The sequence below is a fragment of the Roseibium sp. FZY0029 genome (genome assembly GCF_036350355.1).
Lineage (GTDB): Bacteria > Pseudomonadota > Alphaproteobacteria > Rhizobiales > Stappiaceae > Roseibium.
In genome coordinates, this window is record NZ_JAZDVZ010000006.1 from 12,654 (window position 1) to 34,050 (window position 21,397).

Consider the following 21,397-nt stretch of genomic DNA (forward strand, 5'->3'; position numbering starts at 1 on the left):
TCGCGCCAGTGGGCCTTCCTGCTCAATACCAGAACCCTTCCCGCCGCCAGATGGTGAAATGACCACGCACCGGCGGGTAAGGGGTGCCACCGTCGATCGTGAATTCGCACCCGCCTTTGAGGCCCTTGCCACCGGTTCGGCGCAGGGTGACATATTCGTTGCACTGCGGGCCACCGCTGGAGCTCTGGCACATGTCGATCCGGGCGCGTTTGTCGTCCATTACATCCCAGACCCAGTCCACCAACGCAACGTGACCTCCCCAGACCATGAAGTCGAGCGGTTTAACCTCGTTGATGTCATCGATGTTGATCTTGGCAACGTTGTCCGGGTACTGCTTGGGCACCCAACCGTGATATTTGTCCCACTCTCCGGTGTAGATCAGGAAATTGGCGACGAAGCCGATGCAGTCCATGCCGAAAAACCGATCCTGCACCATTTGCTGCAGTGCTGCCTGGTCTGACATCTTGTCAAAATAAAGCTTCTTGATCTTACCCTTCTGCTCGACATTCTTGCTGCCGTCCTTGTTGGCCCGGCCGCAGACTTCGACCGTATACTGATCCAGAAGATGTTTGTTCTTCAGCATGAAGTTCCAGATCTTGATGAAAGTCTTGTCGTTTCCCTGGCCCTTCAGCGCCAGGTCGATGGCACTGGTACCGAGATGCTGGTTCAGCGAGATGCCATCGGCGTCCTTCATCCAGCGAAATTGCTTGAAAAAACTGTGCGCACTGTCGTTGCCGCCATTGGAGCGGGTCTTGCACAAATATTGTGAAAGCTTGACCGGTCCGGCGCTGGTCGGCAGGCCCGGGTTGGTGAGATAATCAACATATTCGTAAGGCAGAAAAAAAGACTCGGCCACATTCACTCTCCCGTGGTTAGGCCCCCTCAATGGCCCCTGAAGTTGCGTGCGTATTCGGCGTCTTTCGTAGGCTTGCCGGTGCAGCCAAATAGCCACGTCCCCGGCGAAGGTGTCTGTCTTCCACGTCACACAATTTATCATTGTTCCAGTGCGCGGCATCACACCCTTTGATAGGGATTGGCTGGTAAGATTTGACCAATTCTCTGTGCCTAGCGCGAAACAACCGATCATCCAGTGGTATTCGATCCCGGCGCATGTTTCGTTCCACTAGGCCGGCACCGGCACAAGACGCCTTGACCCCATGCAATTTCGCCAATGGACAAGCTTCATCACCAGCCGTATGATCAAGTCATCTGATGATTTGGTAATTTGTGATGCAATCTCTGGCAAAAACCAGCCTTGTCGACAGTGCGGTAGAGGCGATCCGGGCGGAAATCGTAGGCCATCGCTGGTCCGTGGGCGAAAAGCTGCCCAACGAGGCTCAACTTTCGGCGCAGCTTTCCATCAGCCGCGGCACCGTGCGCGAAGCCGTGCGCGTTCTTGTTTCGCAAGGCTATCTGGAAACCCGGCAGGGCTCGGGAACGTATGTGCTATCGGTCGTGGATGCTACCGGCCCGCTGACCATGGCACGGCGAGCCACCTTACGCGACCAGTTTGAGGCCAGACTGGCGCTGGATGCGGAGGCTGCCCGGCTGGCAGCCCACCGCCAGACACCGGAAGTGATTTCGGACCTGCGCCGCTTGCTGGCAGAGCGGGGCAACTATGATGGTCAGGACAAGGCCGGCTTCGTGGACCGTGACTTCGCCTTTCACCGGGCTGTTGTTGCCGCCTCGCAAAACAGCGTGCTGGTCAACATGTACGAATTCTTCTCCGGTCTGATCGGCGAGACCATCGAGGCGACACTCGGAAAAGACCTGCAGGAACCGGACATGGCCGCGCATGCCGCCATTGTCGACGGCATCGAGACAGGCGATCCCGAGATGGCCGAGGCCGCCGTTCGCCGCTTCATGGCTCCGGTGCTGAGAGACCTCGAACGACTGCTCGGCTCATGAGCAAGGCCTCTGAAATCGATCCGGGCTCCATCGAACTGATCGATGCCGAAGACATCGACGTTTCCACCGCACAACCACAGCCCGCCGCGCAGAGCGGACTGGTGCGCTTTCTGCTGGGTGCCAGCCTGGTGATGATTGCCTTCAATCTGCGCCCCGTCTTTTCCAGCGCATCGGCTCTGCTGCCGGAAATCCGAGAGAGCTTCGGTCTGTCACCAACCGGTGCAAGCCTTCTGACGACGCTGCCCGTCGTCTGTCTTGGCCTGTTCTCGCCGCTGGCACCACGTCTTGCCCGGCGCATCGGCACCGAACGCACCTTGCTTGCGGTCGTGCTTCTGCTGGCCCTTGGCACGGCGGCGCGCGGTGCATCTTCCGTGCCGTTGCTGTTTCTGGGAACAGCATTGGCAGGCGCCTGCATTGCCGTGGGCAATGTGCTGCTGCCCGGGCTGGTAAAACGCGACTTTCCCGACAAGGCCGCACTCGTGACCGGCTGGTACACGATGGCGCTTTGCGCAGGCGCTGCCGCCGGCGCGGGGCTGACCATTCCGTTTGAAGCGGCCCTTGGCGGCTCTATCGAGGGAGCGCTTGCGATCTGGGCTGTACCGGCGCTGGTGGTGGCTGTCCTGTGGTTTCCGCAGGTGATGGCAACGCGCAAGCGGCCGAGGGGGGCAACTTATGGTGTGAAAGGCATGTGGGGCGACAGGCTGGCCTGGCATGTCACCTTGTTCATGGGTCTGCAATCCGCCCTTGCCTATTGCGTTTTCGGCTGGCTGGTGCCGATCCTGCGAGCCCGCGGGCTGGACGGCGTTACCGCCGGGGCGATCGTATCGGTGTCGGTGATGGTGCAGGCTGCCGCCTGCCTGATCGCGCCGCATCTTGCCGTTCGCGGCAAGGATCAGCGGCTGATCAACGTCACGCTTTGCGCCATAGCGGTTATCGCCCTGCTGGGTCTGCAATTCGCGCCGCTGTCCACCGTCTGGATCTGGGCGGTGCTGCAGGGCATCGGTCAGGGCGGACTGATTGCGGTGGCACTTACGGTCATCGTGTTGCGGACTGAGGATTCCCATTCCGCCGCACAGCTTTCCGGCATGGCCCAATGTGTCGGTTATACGCTGGCTGCCATCGGGCCGCTGATTGTCGGACTTATCCGAAGCTGGACGGGAAGCTTTGCCTGGAGTGCGGTGTTGTTCGTGGCGCTTGGCCTTGGCGCTGCGATCAACGGCTGGTTTGCCGGAAAGGCGAGCCACGTCAACGTGGAAACGGTCAAGCTGTCCGGCTGACCTTGCCAGCAGAGCCTGATGTTTCCAGCCGGTATTTCAGGAAACGGGTGCCGTCATAATCCGTGTCGCCAATGTACTGTGCCCCCATGCGTCGCAGAGCACTGAGGTTCCGGCGGGACGGCGGCAGCAGGAAGGTGACGAAAGGAATGCGTGGGTCTTCATTGGCAAAGGCCAGCGCCTTTCTGGTGATCGGCATGCCGAGGCCGAAGGCTGACGGATGCAGCACCAGGCCGAAATCCCACTCCTCGCCTTCCTTCTGAAATCCGCCCCAGCCGACATAACGGCCATCTGCCAGAAAGGCCCAGTGCCCAAGCCCGTCGCGCTGCCAGCAGGCTTCCTTGGCCGCGACGAACTTTTCAGCGACGTCCCGATCCCAGGTGAAGGTCAGAAGCGGCATATGCGTGCCGACACGCGGGTCGGACATATGCGCGACCAAGTCCTCCAGAGCGATGTCCGGCAGGCGCACAAACTCGATTATCGGCTGACTAGATCTGGGCATGGGCTGGCGTCTCCTGAAACTGGCCAGCGCCTCTTGCACCCAAAATTGCGGCTTCGATCAAGACAACTCAATTGCCGGACGATCAACACTGCGTGTTCAGAAGGCCAAGCCGGTTTTCAGGCCGGCGGAAACAGTCAACAGCCGCCGTTACCGGCGGTACGTCGCGGCGATGCGGGAAATCTCTTCGTAGATGCCCGCCAGGATGTTCAGGCTCTGGCCCGCCTCTTTCAGGCGGGTATCGAACTCGGGCAGGCTTGAGATCTGCTCAATCAACAGCCGCTTGCGGACAGCACCGTAGTCATCGGTGATCTTCTTGCCTTCCGCCGTCGCCTGATAGGTGACGCCCGAGCGGCCTGAGCCCTGCTTTTCAATCAAGCCCGCAGCCAGAAGCTTTCGCATCGAATACTGAATGTTCGGAATGTCGTCCCTGTTGGTGAGGCGGGCCAGTTCCTTGATGCTTTTGGCCCTGTCGTTCATGCGCACGATATGCAGCAGTGCGTTTTCCGGGCCTGTCGCCCCGACATCGCTGACGGAGGCCAGACACTCGGTTTGCCAGCGTCCAAACGCCTCAAAGCAACGCATCAAGGCGAATTCCAGCTCGGTGCAGACGACTTCCGCATCATTCTCTGAAAGGTGCCAGTGATAATTGAGCTTCTGATCGTCCGACTTGCCGGTCATCGGGTCCTCTTCGTTTTTCAATCCGAATATAGCTGCGATTCCGTTTGACGTAAGGGCGTTTTTGCACATAGTTTCAAATAAAAAATACAATTTAAAATCTATCCTAAATGGAGGGGATGCATGTCTAGCAATATGATGAAAGACAAGACCGGCTTTAAACTCGGGACGTTTTCGTCCAACTGCTCGTCCGGAATGACAGTCACCAAATCGCCGTCCCGATGGGTCAACAGTTGGGAAAACAACCTCAAACTCGGCCAGATGCTGGACGAGGCCGGCATCGATTTCATGCTGCCGATTGCCCGCTGGATCGGATACGGCGGCGAGACGGATTTTCACGGCAGCGTTCTGGAAACGATCACCTGGGCAACCGCGCTGCTGGCCTCGACGAAAAACCTCACTGTCTTTGCCACGGTCCATACCGCTGCAAACAATCCGGTGGTCGTGGCCAAGCAGATCGCCACGATGGATCAGGTGGGCAATGGCCGCGCGGGGCTGAACATTGTCGCCGGCTGGAACAAGCCGGAATACGAAGCCCTGGGCCTGACCCTGCCCGACGATCACGAAACCCGCTATGGCTACGCCCAGGAGTGGTTTGACGTGGTTGAAAAGCTCTGGACCTCGCAGGAGTACTTCGACTGGGAGGGCAAGTATTTCAACCTGAAGCATGTCGCGGGGGATCCCAAGCCCGTCAACGGCCGCCCGCCCATCCTGAATGCGGCAGGCTCGGCAACCGGACGCACCTTTGCCACCGACAACGCCGACTACCTGTTCACTCCGGCCATCGATCTCAGCCGCTCTGTTGACGAAATCAAGGAACTGAAAGCGCAGGCGGCCGAGAAAGGCCGCGCTGTCGGCGTTCTGACCTTCAGCCACGTCATCTGCCGCGAGACGGAAGAAGAAGCGACCGCCCTTCGGGACCGGCTGATGGGCGATCTGGCCGATTGGGAAGCAGTGGACAATCTGGTCAATCTGCAGTTTGCGCACGCGCAGTCGTTTCCCCACGACCTGCTGGCCCAGATCAAGAACCTCTTCGCCATGGGCCACGGCGGCTTCCCGCTGGTCGGGACACCGCGGCAGGTTGCCGACGGCATCCTCAAGCTGCATGAGACAGGCTTTGCCGGAACGACGCTCTCCTTTGTCGACTACGTGGAGGAGTTCCCCTATTTCCGCGACAACGTACTGCCGCTGCTTGCGGAAGCCGGTATCCGGTAATGGAACCCGTACCGTCCAAAGACTTCACCAACGCCATGCGGGCGTTGGTGGGCAATTGTTCCGTGATCACGGTCGGTGAGGGAGAGGACATTTCCGGCCTTCTCGTCACATCGGCCATGTCGCTGAGCGCCGATCCGCCGATGGTGCTGGCCTGTGTCAACAAGGCGTCTTCCAGTTGGCCTCTGCTGAAAAAATACCCGAAATTCGGGTGGTCTTCGCTTGGCCCGGAACACCGGAAGGTTGCCGAGAACTTTTCCGGCTTCGGCGGGGTCAAAGGCGCAGAACGATATGCCGGGGCCAATTGGCGCACAGCGGAAACCGGGGCTCTTCTTCTGGAAGGCGCACCGGCGGCTTTCGATTGCGAAGTTGAGGAAATGATCGACAGGGCAACCCATTCGATTGTCATCGGCAAGGTGCGTGCTATCCGGCAAAACCGGTCAAAGGGTGCTCTGGTTTACTGGAACGGAGCCTTCCACCCCCTGTGAGGGCTTGGCGGTCAAAGCCATCGATGTGAGAGCCTGCGGGCGGAGAGGACCGGCCTTTGCCGAAGAAGCGTCTCTCCGCCCTTCGCACCTGAAAAGATCTGGAACCTTTCTCTGCGACCACAACGGGTCCGGAGGGCCCGCATTCTTGTGGGTTTCAGAGAATCTCCTCCTCATGAATTTCGGGTTTGCCGTGTTCCCTGGGCGCTGGCCAGGGAACCATTCTGCCTGCCACCCGTTACTTCAGTGGACCCACATCAAGTACAGGAGGACCAGATGGACCTTTCCGTGAAAGACCTCAGCCCAAAACTTCGCGAAGAAGCTGAAGCGGAGGCAAAAAAGATCAAACGGGTCGCCGACAAAACCAACGCCGGCGGACAGCTCGGCGGTACTTTTTTCGGACAGGAACCGGACGACGGCATGGCGCCGCCGAAATCGGTAGCAGCCGGTCGCTCCTGACACACATACGGCTTATACGGCAGGCTGACCTAGCCTGCCGGTGAACCGACCGGCGGCCTGCGGCCCAAAATAATAAGAACGACCCATCCAGGCGCCCGGCCGCCGGGTCGGTTTCACTCAAGATCGTCCCCTTTCCCTGAAGACGATCATCCTTCCAAAATCAGATGCGGTACGAAACGGGACAGATCCTGCGTGACAGGCGCTTTATCCTCACGCAAACAGATGCCCGATGCCTGACCGCCAATGATCCACGACCCAATCATCACATAGTCGTCGCCGAACTTCGGCGGCTCGGCATAGGCCTGTAAAATGTGCCCTTCCGCGCCATACGTTCCCGGTGTGCTGAGATCTTCGCCGCCGGCACCGCGCACCGTGATATTCGCGCCTTCGCGGCTGAAGAAGGGTTTGCGCACATGCGCATTTTTCAAGAACGTCTCATCCGCCTCGCCCTCGAAGTAAGACGGCAAAAGGTTCGGATGATCTGGAAACATTTCCCAGAGAACCGGCAGAATTGCCTTGTTTGACAGCACAGCCTTCCAGGGCGGTTCCAGAAGGTGGATCGGCGCATCCGGCAGGTAGGGGCCGTAATCCTCGCGTAGCATGTCCTCGTAAGGATAGAGCTTGAACAGCGCGTCTATGACGAAGCTGTCGGCGTCGGCAAAACGACCTTCTGCGTCCAGTCCGATTTCTTCCACGGCAACGAAATGCGGTATCAGCCCAGCCTGTCTGGCGCAGTCTTCCAGGTAGCGCACCGTGGCGCGATCTTCGTCGTGATCCTTCGATGAGGCGAAGTGGATGTGATAGCCGGGTGCAAACATGGCGGCGAAGCGATCGATCAGGCGATCCTGCACGGAATTGAACTGATCGCTGTTAGTTGGCAAAACGCCAGCTGCCATCTGCTGTTCCAGCCACATCCACTGAAAGAAGCCGGTTTCATAAAGCGCCGTCGGTGTATCGGCGTTGAATTCGAGAAGTTTGGCCGGACCGCTGCCGTCGTAGAAGAAGTCAAAACGGCCATAGAGCGACGGCTGATGCTGTTCCCAGGACTTGCGGATCCAGGAACGGTATTTTTCCGGGATGGCCATTTTATCCAGAAGCGCGTCGTCACGCACGGCCCGGTCGACCAGATCGAGACACATGCCGTAAAGCTCCTGGGAGGGATCTTCCAGGTCGTCCTCGATCTCTCGCAGGCTGAACTGATAGGCGTGGGTCTCGTCCCAGTAAGGCGCGCCATACATGGTGTGAAAGCCGAAGCCGAGCCGCTCGGCTTCTTCCTTCCACCCCGGTCTTTCAGGAACTTCGATCCGCTTCATGCTGTAATCAGAGCGTCAGAGTTTGGCCAGAAGGGCCTGCACGTCGTTGCGAGCCGGATTTTCCAGGGCCTTGATCTTGGCTTCCAGATCGGCGCCGCTTTCCAGGCGGGCATCTTCCTCGGCCGCTTCCAGCATGGCCTGCTGTTCGGCCTGACGCTGTTCCAGCCGGGCAAGGCTGTCGACCGCGCTGGCCAGCCGGCCGTCGGACGCAGTGGTGTTGGTGGAAGCTGCCTTCTGGGCCTTGATCAAGGCTTCGTTGGCCCTGGCGCTTTCCATCTTGCGCTGCAGGGTTTCGATCTTGTTCATCGACTGGCGAATGGTGCTGTCCATCCGCTCTTCGGTGGTCTTGTACTGGTCGAACAGAGCCTGGTCTGCTTCCGCCTTGTCGCGCAACTTCAGAACGCTCTCGATGATCTCGATCGCAAGAGGCTCGTCGCCCTGTGCCTTGGCGCTGCGGGCCGCTTCGGTGCGGCGCTCGATCTCGGTCATCAACTCGGCGACGGATTTTTCCTTCAGCTTGCGGTTGGCCGCCATGCGCGCCTTTTCGTCCTTGGCCGCGCCGATCGCCTGTTTCGCCTCACGGATTTCCTGTTCCAGGATCGTCATCAGGTTGGCGTCCTGAACGGACTCCGCGGCATTGTGGGCGTGGCCCTTGAACGCCGTGATCAATTTGCCCCAAACACTCATCTTCAAATGTCCTTCTTCAAATTGGCGGCGGGATCAGGCAGCGGCCGTCGGACCGACGTCGGCGGCCAGTTCCAGGGCGCAGTTGGCGATGGTGCGCAGTTCCGTCTCGACAGAATCGAGGGTCGAGCGCACGGACATGGCGCCGAAAAGCTCGTAATATTCACGTCCGTCGATCATATCGATGGACAGCGCGCAGAGCGGCAGAAGCTTCTTGTGGTTGCGCAGCATCATAGCTTCAAAGGAAGCCGGATCGTCCTGGGCGTCGCAGGGCCAAAGGACGGTGGACGTCAGGATCTGCGTCTCGCCGACAACCATGAACAGGGTAATCTCACCGGCCGACTGAAGCTGGACTTCCAGCACGCCGGGTTGGTCCGGACTGATCACGCAACCGATTTCACCTTCGCCGAAAGTATCCGATTGCTCCAGAGCTTCCTTGAGCTCCGAAAGTGTCCAGGGAGATTGCCGCGTACTCATCCAAAGCCCTCCATTTCAAAGCCGGAACCGGGATCCGGCACCGAACAAGTAGAAGCGCTGCCTACCCGTTTCAAGCGATTATTCAGGAAGCTATGCCGAATTGACAAGGAGGCGGCGGCTGGTCAGAGTAGCCCGCGACCGAAACAGGGGGCAAATTTCAGCGGTGCCGATCCTGCAACTCATCATTTCCCGGCTCTACCAGCACGTCCTTGAGCTCAAGCTCTGGCTGCTTGCGACGATGATCTGCGCCTATATGGTGATTTCCTGGATCCTGTTTTTCCTGGCCGGAGAAACAGGGCTGACAGGCAATCCGCTGACCTTCATCTATTTTGCGGCGACGACCGCTTCGACGGTCGGTTACGGCGACCTGTCGCCGTCAACGGAAGCGGGTCGGATGGTAGCTGCCTTCTGGTTCTTTCCGGGCGCACTGCTGATTTTCTCCGCGGTACTGGGCCGGTTGACGGGTATCCTTGTGGAAGGAGTGAGGCGTATGGCTGACGGCAACGGAAACTATGAGCGCGTGCAGAACGCCACGGTGATTGTCGGCTACCACCGGGACAAGACACCGCTGATGGTGGAGAACCTGATCGCCGGCCAGGACGGCGACGACAAGATCATCCTGCTTGCGGATTCCAAGAACGTGGAAGTGCCCGAAGGGGTCCGTCTGATCCGGGCCGAACGCATGGATGCCCTGCAGTCGCTGCGGCGCGCAGCCATTCCCGGTGCGCAGAAAGTGCTGGTCTATGCCAGCTCGGATGCGGAAACCTTCAACACCTGCCTCGCCATTCGGGAACTGAACGACACCGTGCATATCGCAGCCTATTTCGAGGATCGCGATACAGCCCGGCGTGCGGGCAAGCTCGCCCATATCGAGCCGGTGGTGTCGAACGCCTGTGAGGCTCTGGTCCGCGCCGCGCAGGATCCGGGCGCGGGCCAGATCCTGATGGCGCTGTCTACAGCGGGCCTTGGCGCCACCATCTATTCGGCCATCGTCCAGAGCAGCGGCGGCACGGATACCGGCTCTCTGGAGCAGGCCCTTTCCAAATCCGAAGGCACACTGATCGCCGTTTCCCAGCCGGACAACCAGGATTTCCTGTTCAGGCCTTTCCCCAAGACGTTAAAACCGGGTGGTTCGATCTATTATCTCGCGAACAAACGTCTCGCAGCGCGCGAGATCGAGGAGGGTCTTGGGGGAACTGATGTTCGGATCACTGTTTAACAAGAAGGACAAGGGCTGGCAGCCGCCGGAAATTCTCGGCCTGACCATCGGGCGGGGCATCTCCTTCGACCCGATCGCGCTGCGCCTTCTGCCCGCCGACAGCCTGATTGAGCGGCCAGACACCACGCTGATGATCACCGCCCAGGGCCATTGCGATCTCGGCGAGCAATCGCACATGCATCGTTTCTATCCGGACGACGACCGTTTCCTGATCCAGTTTCAGGGCGGCGACGGCAAGGACGACGAGCGCGTCGACGAGATCATGCTGTGGTATTTCTATGACGTGCAGTATCCGACCGGCGATGCCGAGTGGAACCGCGTGAAGTCCGCCATCCGCCAGACCAGCTTCTCGCTGCCGGGTGAAGAAGGCGACTACCGCTTCGAGCGGGCCTGGTTCGACACCTCGACTGCCCCGGAAGATCCCATGACCTACTGGGAAGAAGTCTGCGACGACCGCAATGGCGGCGGCAGGCGCAAGATATTCCAGACCGCCATGCTTTTTGCCCGGTCTCTCAAGGATGGGCGAGACGAAATGCTGCTCGTCAACATGGAGGAGCCGGAAAATGCGGAACGCAGCGTCGCGTTCATGCTAGGCTTCCCTCTAGAACGTCATAATTTTTCTGTCTGAACTGAATAGTGGAGACCAACATGGCAGACCTTCAGGCGTCCCTTTCAGGCATCGTTCCTTTTATTGCCTATTTCATTGTAGCCATCGTCATGCTGCTGGTTTTCATGAAGATCTATACGGTGATGACACCCCATGACGAGATGGCCTTGATCAAGGAAAACAATGTTGCCGCGTCGGTGGTCTTCAGCGCGGCGTTTCTGGGCTTTTCGTTGCCGCTGGCCAGCGCCGCGGCCAATTCGGTGAGCATCTTCGACTTTATTGTCTGGGCCATCATCGCCTGCGCCGCACAGCTTGTCGTCTATCAGGTCTTCCGCCGGTTTTTCCCGAAGGTCACGGATCGTATCAAGGGCGGCGAAATGGCGATCAGCACCAATCTTGCTGCCATTTCACTTACGGTCGGCCTGCTGAACGCGGCCTGCATCACCTACTGACCGGGCCGGATCGGGCACGGTTCTGAACCGATGCCCAGGCCGCATCACGAAAAGCATTTCATCAGACCGTTATAAGGTCGGGAGAAAATTCATGAAACGCTCCAAGTCGATCAAGCTGATGGTCATGGCGACGACAACCGTGACCATTGCGGGCTGTTCGGACGAACCAACACTGGATGGCAAGGTCTACAAGACCGAGGCGGAATGCGTCGCCGACAGCTATGTTCCGGACGAGGTTTGCGTCGAGGCAATCACCGCCGGCAAGGCGATCCACAAGGTTTCGGGACCGCGCTATGAAAATGTCCAGCTTTGCAACGAGCAACACGGCAACAATGCGTGCGCCTATGACACCGGCAGCGACGGAAAGTCCTACTACACGCCGTTTCCGGCAGGCTACTTCCTGGCAGGGGCGCTGACCGGTGCCGTCACCAACCAGTTGATCCAGAGCAATGTCCGCCCGATCTACCCGGAGCGTGGCAGCACACGGTATTACACATCCGGCGGATATTACGTCGGCAGCTACGGCGGTGGCAGCTGGCGCACCTATGACGACGCAGTCAAAACGCCGCCCAAGCCTGCACAGGTCCAGACACGGACTTCCGTTGCCTCGCGCGGCGGGTTCGGCAGCCGGTCAAGTTCCGGGTTCCGGGGCGGGTAACTGTCCCCTCCGGTCACGCGCTTTGAAGCTGGCGGGGCCGGGTCCGGTGATCTGAAGCCAAGCCTTGCGCGTATCATTTTCAAACCGCAAGGGTGTTGAGATGTTCCGGCTTTTATCATTCGTTTCGTGTCTGGCGGCTGTGGTGCTCTCCACCGCCGTGCAGGCCAAGGACGTCAAGGCGCAGAGTGAAGCCGGTCATTCGGCGCATGCCTTCACATTCGAAATGCCCTACGGCGAACCGCTTGCGCTGAAGGACTACGCCGGCAAGGCAGTGCTGGTCGTCAACACGGCCACGGAATGCGGCTTCAGCGGTCAGTTGGCCGGTCTGCAGAAACTCCATGAAACCTACTCGGACCGGGGCTTGCTGGTGCTTGGAGTCCCTTCAAATGATTTCGGCGGCCAGGAACCCCGTGCAGACGGTGACATCGCCAAGTTCTGTGAGGCCAAATACGGTGCGGAATTTCCGCTGGCCGCCAAGACGGTGGTGAAGGGCGATCAGGCCCATCCGTTTTATCTCTGGGCTGCCCGCGAACTTGGCCCGACGGCGCGGCCCTACTGGAACTTCCACAAGTATCTGATTGGGCCGGACGGCAACATCGTTGCCTGGTTTCCGACACCGGTGCCCCCGACCGCGCCGGATGTAACAGCCGCGATCGAAAAAGTCTTGCCTGGGTCCTGATCCCACCTCTTCATCGTTTCAAGACTGGTAATGCGCTCGAGAGCCCGTGCGAACACTCTTCTGCTCGCGGGGATGCGCAAGACGCCGTGATTTGCAAGCTGGCGACCCCGGTCTTTGTTTGTCCCGCCGAATTTTTCCCTCCCCTCTGCGTCTTCGCTGCGTGGAAACCGTGTCTTTGCCGTTGCCTCTGCGCGTGCAATGCGCTAGGCAACACAAGTAATGTAATAACATTACGAATCAATTTGACACTTCTCTCCCTTTTTTCAGCAGAGGACCATCTCCATGCAGTCACGGTTTGGCAGGCTGGCGAGCGCTTGTGCGCTCCTAGCGTCGTTTCTTATGGCCGCTCCTGCCCAGGCGCAGGAAGCCAAGGCCACAGCGACGAAACACGACCATTCCCACGCACATTCCCACGACCACTCAAACGATGCAGAGCAGCAGATTTACAAGGGCTATTTCGAGGACAGCCAGATCCAGCCGCGCCTACTCACCGATTGGCAAGGCGAGTGGCAATCTGTTTATCCCTACCTTCAGGACGGGACACTGGACCCGGTGATGGCACATAAAGCCGAACACGGCAGCAAATCGGCAGAAGAGTACAAAGCCTACTATGAGGCGGGCTATCGCGCCGATGTGGACCGGATCGTGATCGGTGCGGACAGCGTCACTTTCCAGACGGAAACCCGCGCCTTCGAAGGGCAGTATGCCGCCGATGGCTTCGAGATCCTGACTTATGAAAAAGGCAATCGCGGCGTCCGCTTCATCTTCAAGAAAACCGCAGGCGATGACAAGGCTCCGGCCTTCATTCAGTTCAGCGACCACCGGATCGCCCCCTCGAAATCCGACCATTATCACCTTTACTGGGGCGACGACCGAAAGGAGATCCTGAAGGAACTGACCAACTGGCCGACTTATTATCCGGCCGCATTGAGCGGAGACGAGATCGTCCATGAAATGATGGCGCACTAACGACGCTCAAGCCAACACCGACGATGCGCGCCGGCTGGTCACCATAAAGCCAGGCCGAGCGCGCGTTGTCCCTCGCGGCTGGAGAAAGCCCCCTCGTCCAGCCCTCTTGAGCCACATCAACGCCAGTATCTCTGTCCACGCCTAGGCTGCCGGCAGTTTTTCCCGCAACATGGAGATGAAGCATGGCTGTTTCCGACTGGAACGACTTTGTGGCCCAAACCGATGAACGCATGGCCGCTGTACGTAAGGGCATTCCGGAGGTCGCCAAGGGCTTCGGATCTCTGGCGAAAGCCGCGACCGCACCAGGTGCTCTCGATGCGAAGACCAAGGAACTGATCGCGCTGGCGATCGGCATTACCGCCCGCTGTGATGGCTGCCTGGCCTATCACGCCCGCGCCGCCGCACGCCTTGGAGCGAACAGGGACGAGATCCTCGAAGTGATAGGCGTCTCCGTCTACATGGGTGGCGGCCCGTCGATGATCTATGGCGCCGAGGCGCTCGCAGCCTTTGACGGGCTGAAAGACGACGGCTGAGCAAAAGATTTCCCCCGGTAGGCTGGACGGCTGTCGGCAGGCTCACCCCTCCCCTTCCAGCAGTGCGGTCGCCAAGGCTTCGCGAGCGCTGGATCGGGTGTGTTTGCTGCGTACCAGAATGATGTCCAGCGGGTCCAGGGGCGGCAGGCCGCTGTCGTGATCGACACGTTCGACCGTCGGGGGAACCGCCATCTGTACGACGGCGGCAACCGCAAGGCCCGCCTCGACAAGCGTGACCAGCGCCGAATGGCTGAAGCTGGAATAGGCGGAGCGGTAGCGCAGGCCACTGCGCCCCAGCGCGGCCAACGCAACCGTCCGGGCCTGGCTGCCAGGTTCATAAAGCGCAACGGGCAGCGGGTCCCGTTCCAGGGCCTGGCCATCGCGGGAGCTGATCCAGACCATCGGCTCCCTGCGGATGAGCCGCCCTTCCGTTCCGCCTGTGCGCGTGACGATGGCAAGATCGATCCGGCCATCCTCGACCTGCGGCAGCAGAGCCGTCGATTGGGCACAGACGACGTTTAACTCCACACGCGGAAACAGACTGGCGAACCGCCTGAGAACATTTGGCAGCATTGCGGCGATGTAGTCGTCCGGCGCTCCTATGGTGACCGTCCCTTCCATCTCGGGCTGGCGAAAGGCTTCCACGGCCTCATCGTGCAGGCGTAGGATTCTCCTTGCGTAACCTTCCAGTTCCTCTCCCGTCCGCGTGAGGGCCAGATTGCGCGTGTCGCGCACAAACAGCGGCTTGCCGATGCGGTCTTCCAGCCGCTGGATCTGCATGGACACTGTCGCCGGCGACTTGTGCACGCGGGTTGCCGCGCGCGAAAAGCTCATGGCATCGACACAGGCGAGAAAGGTGCGCAGAAGGGCGTGATCGAGCTGCATTATTCTTCAACAGTTCTAAAGAGTATCTTCAGATTATATCGTTTGACCAAACAATAAAAGAGGCCGCACTTTACCACCAGACGGCGGACCCTCGCCGATGTTGCATCAATTGCAGCGGCTGAGCGCTGCCAATCAGGACACGTCCCATGACCAGACACATGGAAGGCATGATCGGCCTCATCACGGCACAGACCCTGCTTGGCACGATCGGCCTGTGTGTTCTGGAAAGCGGGGCGGATCCGGTCACCGTTGCTTTCTATCGCTGTGCAATCGGGGGCCTGGCCCTGGCTCTCTATTGCCAGTATCGCGGGGACCTGATGCGGCTTGTTAGGCTTTCGCCGCGCATTCTGGCCATGGCTGTTGCCAGCGGCGTGCTGATGGCGGGCAACTGGGTGCTGTTCTTCGAGGGCATACAGCGAACGGGCATTGCCGTTGCCACCATCACCTTCCACATCCAGCCGTTTCTCGTGGTGCTGCTGGGCGCGTTCGTGTTCCGGGAAAAGCTTCGTGTCGTCACGATGCTCTGGATCGGTGTTGCCCTGGCCGGTCTTGCACTGGCCACGGGGCTAAGCGGAATGGAGCTGGCAGCAGACCGGTCCTATGTCATCGGGCTCGCATCAACGCTGGCCGCTGCCTTTCTTTATTCCGGCGTGACAATCATCGCCAAGGGACTGACCGGGATATCCGCGCCGCAGCTTGCCACGGTTCAATTCGCGACCGGCACCGTGATGCTGGCAGCCTTCAATCCTGCCAGCCCTCTGACATTGACTGCCGATCAGTGGGGCTGGCTTGCGGTCATCGGGCTCGTGCATACCGGCGGTGTCTATGTCGTGCTCTACAAGGCACTGCCGAAACTGACGACACCCGTCATCGCCGTGCTCTTGTTTCTTTATCCGGCCAGCGCCGTGCTGGTGGACGCCGTGGCCTACGGCCATCTGATCGGTCTTTTGCAGCTGACCGGCCTCGGACTGATCATTCTGGCCAGTCTTGCGGTCACCTTGCGCTGGGGCATACGGACAGTGCCCCCAGCCGAAGGCCCGCAGATCATCCCGCCGACCTCCCGCTAGCTCTCGCAACCTCCTCCCGTCACACCTCGTAGCGCATATAGGCAAAACGCCTGCTGTCCGGTGCCCAGGACGGAACATTGAGCGTTCCCTGACCGCCGAAAAGCGACAGCAGGATGCGCGGCGAACCGCCTTCAGCGGGCATAAGGCGCAACTCGACTGTCCTTTCGGCTGGATGGCCAGTCGTGCCAGCCTCATAGGCGAGGTAGGCAACAGTTTTGCCGTCGGGAGACGGATGCGGAAACCAGTTGACCTGCTCGTCCTTCGTCATCTGCTGCAAGCCGCTGCCGTCCGTCTGGACCCGCCAGAGCTGGACAGACCCTTCCCGTTCGCCGTTGAACCAGATCCATTTGCCGTCGGGCGTATAGTCCGGCCCGTCACAATGATCGAACTCGCGGGTGATCTGCCGTTCTTCACCGCCATCAAGACCAATCGTGAAGACCTGAAACGTGCCCCCGGTTTCCGGCCTTTTGCCGACATAGGCAAGTGTCTCGCCATCCGGCGACCAGCCGTGCCAATAGGACGGCGTTAGCGATGTGACCCGCCGGGGCTCACCTCCTGTCACGGGCAACGTGTAGATGCAGCTTGCCCCGGTCTCCGTCGCATCGCTGACCGCCAGCATGGAACCATCCGGCGACGGACCGTGATCATTGTTGAGGGCTGTGGCAAAGCCGGTATCGATCTCAACAAGCCCCGGATCGTCGAGCGAAAACCGGTAGAGCCGGCCACCGCCATTGACGATCAGAGCCGCCCCGTCCGGTGTCCAGTTCGGCGCTTCCAGATGGCGCTCCGTCTCGCAGAGAACGGTTTCCGTGGCGGTTTCAACATCGATCGTTGCAAGAATGCTCTTCATCGGCGGCTCCTGATTTCTCTGGAGCTTGGCACGGGACTACGCTTTTGAGAAAGGGCGGATACGGCACGCTCAGCCTCCGGCCATCCCCAGGGTGGTCGTCCGTTGCACCAGATGCACGTCGCAGACCCTGACCTGTTGTGGCAAATCCGGGTTTTCCAGACGCTGCATCAAGAGGTCCAGCGTTGCCTCGCACAGGTCCTGACGGCTTTGCGAAAAGGTGGTCAGGTCGTAGGCTTTCCAGGCAGCCTGGGGAATGTCGTCGTAGCCAACCAGTTGGATATCCTGCGGCACTCGCAGTCCGTGGATGTGGCGCAAGCCGTCAAGAACCCCCAGCGCCAGATAATCTGCCGCGCAAAAGACGCCGTCGACCTCGGCCCTTACCCGGTTAAGGAATTCGGCGGCCACCAGTCCGCCATCGTAAGTCTGTGCGCCCTGTGCGATCCGGAGGACCGGCACGCCTCTGTCATTGGCGGCCTGCTCGAACGCAAGTGCGCGTCCATTAATGGAAAAGGACGAGCGTTCCGGCGTGACCACCGCCAGCTTGCGGCAGCCGCTTGCGATCAGGTGTTCACACGCCATCCGGCCGCCGTCCTCGAAGGCGGTCACGACCCGGTCGACCGGCGCTCCGGGGTCGCGCTTGTTGACCACCACCAGAGGCACGCCGTTCTCCAGACATTCGATGCAGATTTCTTCCGGCGGGGTGTCGGACGTCACGATGACACCGGCAACGCTGTATTGCAGCAGGGACCCGATCAGATCGGCGACATCCGTCGATTTTTCTCCTCGCAGCAGGATCGGCCTGAAGCCGCATTCCAGCAGCCCCTTCGACAGAAGGTCTATCTGCTCGGAGCGAAAGGGATTGTCGAGATCGGCCGCGACGACGCCGACCAGATCGGACTTCTGCTTGTGCAGCGAACGGGCCAGCACATTGACCCGGTACCCGAGTTGACGTGCCGCCGCGATGACCTTGTCCCGGGTTTCCTTGGAGACACTCGCGCCGTCCGTGAAGGTTCTGGAAACAGCCGAACGCGACACGCCGGCAAGGCGGGCGACGTCGAAGGAATTGACCGTTTTCTTGAAACCTGGTGCGTCCGACATGTTTCTTCCGTTTATTCGCTTTTACCGAGCATCCGGGCGACGAGAAAGGGCTCATTCACGTTGAAGAGATCCGGCTTCAAGGCCAGCAGGCGTTCGATCTCGGTGGGGTCCTTGCCCATGTAAGCGATCATCGGCCTTCGCCCGGCAGCCCTGACCGTTTCAAAGGCCTCAAGACTGGCATTCGACGCATTGAATTCGATGATGCCTGCCTGGAGCGAAGACAGGCAGGTTTCAAGACTATCAAAATCCTCCGCCCGCGCCATCAGCCGCGCCTGCGGAAAGGCCTCCTCAATAGTCCGAAGCCTCACGGGATTCTGCGCCCAGAAGAAGACGTCTTCCGTCGCCAGTGTTCCCAGAACACTTCTCACCGTGTGATGCGGATCGGCCTCCTTCAGCTCGACATAGAGTTTGCCGCCCATCTGCGAGGCTGTTTCCAGAACCGCACCCAGGAGCGGGATGCCTTCGTCTTTGAAAAACGGAGCAAACTTTCCCCCCGCGTCCAGCATCGCCAGTTCAGCGCCTGTCTTTTCCGCAATCGCGCCGGAACCGTTCGTGGTGCGGTCGAGCGTGGCGTCGTGATGGACCACGAGTTGCCCGTCCGCCGTTTGCTGCACGTCGATCTCAACGTAAGCGAAGCCGGCTGCCCAGGCGGCCTTTGCTGACGCCAGCGTGTTTTCAGGTGCGATCTTGCAGGCGCCGCGATGGCAGACAATCTCCGGCCCCGGACCTGCGGAGCGGGCGAACCGTGCCACCATTTCCGGCTGATCGGAGCAGATGCCGAGAATCGGCCTCTTCACAAGCGTTTCGATGACTTCGGCGCGCTCCTCATGCCAGGTCACGACCGGCAAGCCACGGTCCCTTGCCTTGGCAAAAAAGGCTTCATCGAGCAAGTGGTCCGGCCTTTGGCCTGCCCGCTCCCAACAGGGGTGGATGATTTCAGCGCCGCATCGGTCTGCAATCGGAAAGGGATCCTTGCCAAGGCCGACCAGGATGGAAACGGGATAGGGACAGCCGTTTGCAATCAGCGCCGCTGCATAGTCCGGTGTGTTCGCGCCGACGATGACACGCTCGATCCGGTGTTCCAGAAGGTCCGCGACGGCCAGCGAGGCTGCCTCTCCCTCCTTTGCGTCCAGATAGATGCTGGCGCCAAGACGGGCTGCAAGGGCTGCGATCTGCGAGAACAGGGGCGCCTCGCGTCCGGCTTCGGCGGTCAGGGCCTGCAGCCGGGTTGCCGTCAGATCTGCCACCTTGAGGTCAAGGCCGCAGACCGCTTTCAGATCCTCATCGTGAAAGGCAACCGGAACCCGGTCAGCAGTCAGCCGGACATCGACCTCCCACATGTCGGCGCCAAGCTCATGGGCAATTTCATAAGCCCGCAACGTGTTGTCGAAGGCATAAGCGCTCGCGCCGCGATGGGCGATGGAAAGCGGCCAGGAACGCGGCTCGCTGAGCCAGACCCGGCCGGGCCGGAAGGTTTGCAGTACCGATGCCATCAGAGCCTGCCTCCGTCCGGACCGAAGGCGAGGATGCGGTCTTGCGCGATGCCCCAGGTCACTTCGTCGCCCAGCTTGTGATTGCCGCCATGCGGCTGGATCGAGCGCAGCACGGCGCCGTTCTCCAGAGTGACGTCGTAAAGTTCTTCCCGGCCCTGGATCTCGACGAAGCTGACCTTGCCGGTCACCTTCAGCGGATTGTCCGGCTGGAAGAACTCCGGCCGGACACCAAGGCGCATCGGCACGCCTGAGCCGGCAATGGCAAGATTGGACGGGATCGGCAGGGTGACTCTGGAATTTGCCAGGCGGAAACCGCCCTCTTCCGTTGTCCCGTCCAGAAACGCGATCGGCGGATTGCCGAGAAAGCCCGCGACGAAATCCGATGACGGGTTGTCATACATTTCGGACGGGCTGGACAGTTGCACGATCTCACCCTTTTTCATGATCGCGATGCGGTCGCACATGGACATGGCTTCCACCTGATCGTGGGTGACAAGCACCGCTGTGATGCCGGTTTCCTGCTGGATACGGCGGATCTCCGAGCGCATTTCCAAACGCAGTTTCGCATCCAGGTTGGCCAGCGGTTCGTCAAGCAGCAGGATGTCCGGTTCGCGCACCAGCGCCCGTGCCAGCGCGACACGCTGCTGCTGCCCGCCGGAGAGTTGCGCGGGCCGGCGAGCCATCAACTCGCCGATCTGGACAAGGCCTGCAATCTTCTCGACCTTGCGGTCGGTATCGGCCCTGTTTTCCCGACGCACTTTCAGCGGGAAGGCAATGTTTTCATGAACGGTCATATGCGGATAAAGCGCGTAGTTCTGGAAAACGACGCCGACATTGCGTTGCTGCGAAGGGAGCGTCGTAACGTCCCGCTCGCCGAACAGAAGCCGGCCACCATCCATGCGGTGAATGCCGCAAACGGCAAAAAGCGTGGTGGATTTGCCGCAGCCGGACGGCCCAAGCAGAGCCAGCATCTCGCCGCTGTCGATCGTCAGGGACATGTTGTCGATGACGGTGGTTTCACCAAACGTCTTGGTGAAATTTTCAAGTGCGATACGCATCAGCCTTTCGTGCCTCCGCCATAGATGTTCATGAGTTTGCGGTTGAAAACCACGTAGATCAGAATGACCGGCAGGGCGTAGAACAGCCCGATGGACTTGAAGAGGTTAAAGTCCGGCTTGCGGTCGTCCATGATGGTGTTCTGAAGATAGGTCGCCAGAACCTGCGACGCGCCGCTGGGGGCCAGCACCTGGGGCAGGATGAACTCCTTCCAGGCTTCCAGGAACGAGAACAGCGCCAGAGCCGCTATACCGGGCTGGACCTGCGGCAGGACCAGTTTCCACCACACGGTGAAGCGGCTGGCGCCATCGGTGATCCCGGCCATCTCGATTTCCCAGGGCACGGTGTCGTAAAACCCCTTCATGATCCAGATACCGAGCGGCAGCTCCAAAGCTGTCTTCACCAGGATCACGCCGATAAGCGTGTTGTAGAGACCGCTCATCTGCAGCATCAGGAAGATGGCGATTATGAGGGTGACCGTCGGAAAGGCATGAAGGGTCAAGATGCCGCCAAGAAAGAACTTGCGGAACGGCATGTTCAACCTGGACAGGGCGTAGCCTGCGGTCAGCGATACCATCACGACGATCAGGCTGGTGGCGGAGGCAAAGAGGAAAGTGTTGGCCGTGACCGGCCAGATGCTTGCGCGGCCGCTTTCCGGCTTTTCGAACAGGAATTTCCAGTGTTCGAGGGTAAACCTGTCCGGCAGCAGCGAGCCTGCCGTAGTATCCGTGACGGTGTCCACGACCAGGTAGAAATACATCAGCACCAGCGGCAACGACAGGATGCTGAGCAGCACCAGGATCGGCCAGATACGGAAGTTGGGTCTCATGTCCGTCTCTCCC

General features: G+C 59.9%; 25 protein-coding genes. 13 read left to right on the forward strand and 12 right to left on the reverse strand.

Annotation, left to right across the window (positions count from 1 at the left end):
- Window positions 1–22: 22 nt before the first annotated feature.
- Window positions 23–856: a hypothetical protein gene (locus tag V1T76_RS17820; protein WP_330562001.1), complete on the reverse strand. Its 834-nt coding sequence runs from the start codon at window positions 854–856 to the stop codon at window positions 23–25.
- A 374-nt stretch (window positions 857–1,230) separates the two neighbouring features.
- On the opposite strand from V1T76_RS17820, the gene V1T76_RS17825 reads away from it, so the two are divergent.
- The gene (locus V1T76_RS17825; RefSeq protein WP_330562002.1) at window positions 1,231–1,908 is read left to right on the forward strand and encodes a FadR/GntR family transcriptional regulator; all 678 of its coding nucleotides are present in this window, start codon (window positions 1,231–1,233) and stop codon (window positions 1,906–1,908) included.
- Window positions 1,905–3,185, forward strand: a complete 1,281-nt coding sequence (locus V1T76_RS17830) for a CynX/NimT family MFS transporter (RefSeq protein ID WP_330562003.1) — start codon at window positions 1,905–1,907, stop codon at window positions 3,183–3,185. The genes V1T76_RS17825 and V1T76_RS17830 overlap by 4 nt, the downstream gene beginning before the upstream one ends.
- Here the strand turns inward: V1T76_RS17830 and V1T76_RS17835 are convergent.
- On the reverse strand, window positions 3,169–3,684 hold the full coding sequence (locus tag V1T76_RS17835) for a GNAT family N-acetyltransferase (protein WP_330562004.1): 516 nt from the start codon (window positions 3,682–3,684) through the stop codon (window positions 3,169–3,171). The two genes, V1T76_RS17830 and V1T76_RS17835, sit on opposite strands and share 17 nt — an antisense overlap.
- A gap of 147 nt (window positions 3,685–3,831) precedes the next feature.
- Entirely contained in the window at window positions 3,832–4,362 is a 531-nt protein-coding gene (locus tag V1T76_RS17840; protein ID WP_330562005.1) for a winged helix DNA-binding protein, read from the reverse strand.
- A gap of 120 nt (window positions 4,363–4,482) precedes the next feature.
- On the opposite strand from V1T76_RS17840, the gene V1T76_RS17845 reads away from it, so the two are divergent.
- The 3 genes from V1T76_RS17845 to V1T76_RS17855 all read left to right on the forward strand — a co-directional run bounded on the left by V1T76_RS17845 (window position 4,483) and on the right by V1T76_RS17855 (window position 6,515).
- Window positions 4,483–5,574: an LLM class flavin-dependent oxidoreductase gene (locus V1T76_RS17845; RefSeq protein ID WP_330562006.1), complete on the forward strand. Its 1,092-nt coding sequence runs from the start codon at window positions 4,483–4,485 to the stop codon at window positions 5,572–5,574.
- Complete coding sequence (locus V1T76_RS17850) at window positions 5,574–6,059, forward strand: flavin reductase family protein (RefSeq protein ID WP_330562007.1); 486 nt, start codon at window positions 5,574–5,576, stop codon at window positions 6,057–6,059. The genes V1T76_RS17845 and V1T76_RS17850 overlap by 1 nt, the downstream gene beginning before the upstream one ends.
- A 273-nt stretch (window positions 6,060–6,332) precedes the next feature.
- On the forward strand, window positions 6,333–6,515 hold the full coding sequence (locus tag V1T76_RS17855; RefSeq protein ID WP_330562008.1) for a hypothetical protein: 183 nt from the start codon (window positions 6,333–6,335) through the stop codon (window positions 6,513–6,515).
- A 146-nt stretch (window positions 6,516–6,661) separates the two neighbouring features.
- Here the strand turns inward: V1T76_RS17855 and V1T76_RS17860 are convergent, their stop codons facing one another.
- The 3 genes from V1T76_RS17860 to V1T76_RS17870 are packed head-to-tail and all read right to left on the reverse strand — an operon-like array spanning window position 6,662 to window position 8,989.
- Entirely contained in the window at window positions 6,662–7,828 is a 1,167-nt protein-coding gene (locus tag V1T76_RS17860) for a glutathionylspermidine synthase family protein (RefSeq protein ID WP_330562009.1), read from the reverse strand.
- A gap of 15 nt (window positions 7,829–7,843) precedes the next feature.
- Window positions 7,844–8,515 carry a PspA/IM30 family protein gene (locus V1T76_RS17865; RefSeq protein WP_330562010.1) on the reverse strand — a complete coding sequence of 224 codons (672 nt, stop codon included), beginning with the start codon at window positions 8,513–8,515 and terminating at the stop codon, window positions 7,844–7,846.
- Window positions 8,516–8,548: 33 nt separating this feature from the next.
- Window positions 8,549–8,989 (reverse strand): YjfI family protein, encoded by a 441-nt coding sequence (locus tag V1T76_RS17870; protein ID WP_330562011.1) that lies wholly within the window; start codon window positions 8,987–8,989, stop codon window positions 8,549–8,551.
- A 163-nt stretch (window positions 8,990–9,152) separates the two neighbouring features.
- Here V1T76_RS17870 and V1T76_RS17875 point away from each other — a divergent pair, with 163 nt between their 5' ends.
- The 7 genes from V1T76_RS17875 to V1T76_RS17905 all read left to right on the forward strand — a co-directional run bounded on the left by V1T76_RS17875 (window position 9,153) and on the right by V1T76_RS17905 (window position 14,106).
- Window positions 9,153–10,208 carry a potassium channel family protein gene (locus V1T76_RS17875; protein WP_330562012.1) on the forward strand — a complete coding sequence of 352 codons (1,056 nt, stop codon included), beginning with the start codon at window positions 9,153–9,155 and terminating at the stop codon, window positions 10,206–10,208.
- The gene (locus V1T76_RS17880) at window positions 10,189–10,836 is read left to right on the forward strand and encodes a DUF2491 family protein (protein WP_330562013.1); all 648 of its coding nucleotides are present in this window, start codon (window positions 10,189–10,191) and stop codon (window positions 10,834–10,836) included. The genes V1T76_RS17875 and V1T76_RS17880 overlap by 20 nt, the downstream gene beginning before the upstream one ends.
- A gap of 20 nt (window positions 10,837–10,856) precedes the next feature.
- Window positions 10,857–11,267, forward strand: a complete 411-nt coding sequence (locus tag V1T76_RS17885; protein ID WP_330562014.1) for a DUF350 domain-containing protein — start codon at window positions 10,857–10,859, stop codon at window positions 11,265–11,267.
- A 91-nt stretch (window positions 11,268–11,358) separates the two neighbouring features.
- Window positions 11,359–11,925, forward strand: coding sequence for a DUF1190 domain-containing protein (locus tag V1T76_RS17890; RefSeq protein WP_330562015.1), 567 nt, complete (start codon window positions 11,359–11,361; stop codon window positions 11,923–11,925).
- Between the two features lie 100 nt (window positions 11,926–12,025).
- The gene (locus V1T76_RS17895; RefSeq protein ID WP_330562016.1) at window positions 12,026–12,604 is read left to right on the forward strand and encodes a glutathione peroxidase; all 579 of its coding nucleotides are present in this window, start codon (window positions 12,026–12,028) and stop codon (window positions 12,602–12,604) included.
- Between the two features lie 282 nt (window positions 12,605–12,886).
- On the forward strand, window positions 12,887–13,573 hold the full coding sequence (locus V1T76_RS17900) for a ZinT family metal-binding protein (RefSeq protein WP_442970141.1): 687 nt from the start codon (window positions 12,887–12,889) through the stop codon (window positions 13,571–13,573).
- 182 nt (window positions 13,574–13,755) lie between these two features.
- Window positions 13,756–14,106: a carboxymuconolactone decarboxylase family protein gene (locus V1T76_RS17905; RefSeq protein WP_006933902.1), complete on the forward strand. Its 351-nt coding sequence runs from the start codon at window positions 13,756–13,758 to the stop codon at window positions 14,104–14,106.
- A gap of 42 nt (window positions 14,107–14,148) precedes the next feature.
- Here the strand turns inward: V1T76_RS17905 and V1T76_RS17910 are convergent, their stop codons facing one another.
- A complete protein-coding gene (locus V1T76_RS17910) occupies window positions 14,149–14,991 on the reverse strand; it encodes a LysR substrate-binding domain-containing protein (protein ID WP_330562017.1) in 843 nt (280 codons plus the stop codon).
- Window positions 14,992–15,137: 146 nt separating this feature from the next.
- Between V1T76_RS17910 and V1T76_RS17915 the strand changes: the two genes are divergently transcribed.
- Complete coding sequence (locus tag V1T76_RS17915) at window positions 15,138–16,058, forward strand: DMT family transporter (protein ID WP_330562018.1); 921 nt, start codon at window positions 15,138–15,140, stop codon at window positions 16,056–16,058.
- Between the two features lie 19 nt (window positions 16,059–16,077).
- Here V1T76_RS17915 and V1T76_RS17920 read toward each other — a convergent pair whose 3' ends face one another.
- The 5 genes from V1T76_RS17920 to V1T76_RS17940 form a co-directional block, all read right to left on the reverse strand.
- The gene (locus V1T76_RS17920) at window positions 16,078–16,908 is read right to left on the reverse strand and encodes a TolB family protein (protein WP_330562019.1); all 831 of its coding nucleotides are present in this window, start codon (window positions 16,906–16,908) and stop codon (window positions 16,078–16,080) included.
- A gap of 69 nt (window positions 16,909–16,977) precedes the next feature.
- Entirely contained in the window at window positions 16,978–18,006 is a 1,029-nt protein-coding gene (locus V1T76_RS17925; protein WP_330562020.1) for a LacI family DNA-binding transcriptional regulator, read from the reverse strand.
- Window positions 18,007–18,017: 11 nt separating this feature from the next.
- Window positions 18,018–19,499, reverse strand: a complete 1,482-nt coding sequence (locus V1T76_RS17930; RefSeq protein ID WP_330562021.1) for a glycerophosphodiester phosphodiesterase — start codon at window positions 19,497–19,499, stop codon at window positions 18,018–18,020.
- Window positions 19,499–20,557, reverse strand: a complete 1,059-nt coding sequence (locus V1T76_RS17935; protein ID WP_330562022.1) for an ABC transporter ATP-binding protein — start codon at window positions 20,555–20,557, stop codon at window positions 19,499–19,501. The genes V1T76_RS17930 and V1T76_RS17935 overlap by 1 nt, the downstream gene beginning before the upstream one ends.
- A complete protein-coding gene (locus V1T76_RS17940) occupies window positions 20,557–21,384 on the reverse strand; it encodes a carbohydrate ABC transporter permease (RefSeq protein WP_330562023.1) in 828 nt (275 codons plus the stop codon). Before V1T76_RS17940 ends, V1T76_RS17935 begins: the two co-directional genes overlap by 1 nt.
- Between the last annotated feature and the right edge of the window lie 13 nt (window positions 21,385–21,397).